The organism is Polaromonas sp. P1_E1_2 (genome assembly GCF_056406035.1).
In genome coordinates, this window is record NZ_JBFUAZ010000607.1 from 1 (window position 1) to 2,572 (window position 2,572).

At 64.3% G+C, this 2,572-nt stretch carries 3 protein-coding genes and 1 pseudogene; 1 reads left to right on the forward strand and 3 read right to left on the reverse strand.

Going from position 1 to position 2,572, the window contains the following annotated elements:
• The 3 genes from AC1D1P_RS20625 to AC1D1P_RS20635 form a co-directional block, all read right to left on the reverse strand.
• Window positions 1-783 (reverse strand): FAD-dependent oxidoreductase (locus tag AC1D1P_RS20625; RefSeq protein ID WP_477674244.1); only part of this gene is annotated, 783 nt, incomplete at its 3' end.
• 171 nt (window positions 784-954) lie between these two features.
• The gene (locus AC1D1P_RS20630) at window positions 955-1,836 is read right to left on the reverse strand and encodes a segregation and condensation protein A (RefSeq protein WP_477669787.1); all 882 of its coding nucleotides are present in this window, start codon (window positions 1,834-1,836) and stop codon (window positions 955-957) included.
• A gap of 92 nt (window positions 1,837-1,928) precedes the next feature.
• Entirely contained in the window at window positions 1,929-2,156 is a 228-nt protein-coding gene (locus AC1D1P_RS20635; protein WP_477674245.1) for a DUF3460 family protein, read from the reverse strand.
• Window positions 2,157-2,297: 141 nt separating this feature from the next.
• Here AC1D1P_RS20635 and AC1D1P_RS20640 point away from each other — a divergent pair.
• Window positions 2,298-2,572: pseudogene (locus AC1D1P_RS20640) on the forward strand (outer membrane protein assembly factor BamE); the annotation flags it as partial.

Below are 2,572 nucleotides of genomic sequence, written 5' to 3' on the forward strand. Positions count from 1 at the left end.
CACGGCTTCCGTGATCAAAAACGATTTGGCGTCGGGGTGGTAGAGGCAGGTCGGGTGGAACTGGATGAATTCCATGTTGCCCACGCGGCAGCCCGCGCGCCAGGCCGCGGCAATGCCGTCGCCGGTGGCGGTGTCGGGGTTGGTGGAATAGAGATACACCTTGCCCGCRCCGCCGGTGGCCAGGATCGTGTGGCCGGCGCTGAAGGTCAGCACCTCGCCGCTGGCGGTGTCGAGCACATAGGCGCCGTAGCAGCGGTTACCGGGTTGTTTGAGATGCCGGTCGGTGATGACGTCGACCAGCATGTGGTGCTCATAGAGCGTGATGCCGGGCGTCTTGCGGACCTGTTCCATCAGCGTGCGCTGCACGGCAGCGCCGGTGGCGTCGGCCGCATGCACGATGCGGCGCTGGCTGTGGCCGCCCTCGCGGGTCAGGTGCAGCTCGCCGGGGTGGCCGGCGTCTTCCGAAAAAGCCACGCCCAGCGCACGCAGCCAGGCAATGGCTTCGGGCGCACCTTCGACCACAGCGCGCGTGGCGGGCAGGTCGCAAAGGCCCGCACCTGCGACCAGCGTGTCGCTCACATGCTGCTCCAGCGTGTCACCTTCGGCCAGCACGGCAGCCATGCCGCCCTGTGCCCAGCCGCTGGCCCCGTCGCCAAGCGCACGTTTGGTCACCACCGCCACGCGCCGGCCAGGTGCCAGCAGCAGCGCGGCAGACAGGCCCGCCAGGCCACTGCCGATGATGAGGACGTCGAAGTTGTGTGAACCCAGGCTCTCAGCGGTCATGGAAACTCATTCATCGTTGAAATGAAATCAGGTCCTGGCGGAGTGGACTATCCAGCCAAGCAGGAGCCGCGGGACTGGCTTTGCCAGACCGCAGGCGGAGCGGCCCCTCGGGGGCAGGGAGCTACACGCAGTGAGCGACCGTGGGGCTCCATTGAACCGTGGGGGCAATATTTAGGCTGGGGTGTAAGCCAGCCGCACATAGATGGGTGCGAAAGCCTCGGCCTGCGTGACTTCCAGCAGGCCTTCCTTGGAGAGCTCCAGCAGCGCGATAAAGGTCACCACCAGCACCGGCATGCCGCGCGTGGCGTCGAACAGGTCTTCGAACTCGAGGAACTTGCGGCCCTGCAGCTTGCGCAGCACGATGCTCATGTGCTCGCGCACCGAGAGTTCTTCTCTGGAGATGACGTGGTGCTGCACCAGGCGGGCGCGTTTGACAATGTCGCGCCAGGCGTCCTGCAGGTCCACGATGTGCACATCGGGAAAGCGCGGCTGCAGTGATTGCTCGACATACACCTGCGCGCGCAGGAAATCCCGGCCGAACTGCGGCACTTCGTTGAGCTTGTGGGCGGCCAGCTTGATCTGCTCGTACTCGAGCAGGCGACGCACCAGCTCGGCGCGCGGGTCTTCCGGCTCCTGGCCTTCCGCCACCTTCTTGGGCGGCAGCAGCATGCGCGACTTGATTTCAATCAGCATGGCCGCCATCAGCAGGTATTCGGCCGCCAGTTCCAGGTTGGTGCTGCGGATTTCGTCGACGTAGGTGAGGTACTGGCGCGTGACCGCTGCCATCGGGATGTCGAGGATGTTGAAGTTCTGCTTGCGGATCAGGTACAGCAGCAAGTCCAGCGGTCCTTCAAACGCCTCCAGGAAGACCTGCAGCGCATCCGGCGGGATGTACAGGTCGTGCGGCATGGCAAACAGCGGCTCGCCATAGAGGCGCGCCAGCGCCACCTGGTCGATCACGGCGGGCATGTCCGGGCTCAGGGTTGCGGACAGCTCCTGCCCGGCGGCCGGCGGCAGCTCCTGGGGGGACGGTGAAAAAGGGGTTTGGGACATGAAAGAGGCCGAAGCGGTGCGCGTTAAAGATTTGCTATGAAAAAGATAGCTGCTTGCGCTCGTCCTGCAAGGGCTGAAAGCCTGTTCGGCCCTTATTTTCCGTTCGGGTGGTTGCTGGTGCCGTACACGTAAGGCTGCTGGGGAACCTTGGCCTCGCCGTATTCCGCCTGCTCGGTGCGGTTCAGGTTCTTGTCCCACAACAGCGCGCGCCCGGCGCGTTGCTCGGCTTCCAGCGTGGGCTTGTTGGCCTTCAGCTGGTCGATGAACTGCGTGGTATCGGAGGTGTAGTCGGAGCGGCGGAAGAAGTTGAGGAGGGACATGGGTCTAAACTGCCTGAATCGTATAGTTGGCTGATTTTACCGGGGTCTGCCTTGCGTTCCTTGTTACCACCTTTCCCACCCTCCTTCGCACCGGCCCGAACGGGCTTTTCAGCACTTTTTTCCGTCAGGACGTTCATCTGTATGGGTCTGCTCTCATTTGTCCTGGGCCTGGTGGCGTGCGACGCGCAGCGCATTGCCGAACTGGAAGAAGGCGTGGCCACGGAAGCCGATGTACGCGCCCGCTTTGGCGAGCCCGAGAAGGTGTGGGAAGCGGCCGACATGGCCGAAACGCCGCAGCCCGGCGCTGCGGCGGCGCCGGGCGCCCGCACCTTCGAATACAACCGCCAGCCGGAGGGCAAGGTCAACTACATGATCACGATAGGTGCAGACGGCAGGATGAGCGCGCTGCGGCAGGT

Coding starts and splice junctions, on each gene's coding strand:
- AC1D1P_RS20635 (WP_477674245.1), bottom strand. CDS start 2,156: ATGTCCCTCCTCAACTTCTTCCGCCGCTCCGACTACACCTCCGATACC.
- AC1D1P_RS20630 (WP_477669787.1), bottom strand. CDS start 1,836: ATGTCCCAAACCCCTTTTTCACCGTCCCCCCAGGAGCTGCCGCCGGCC.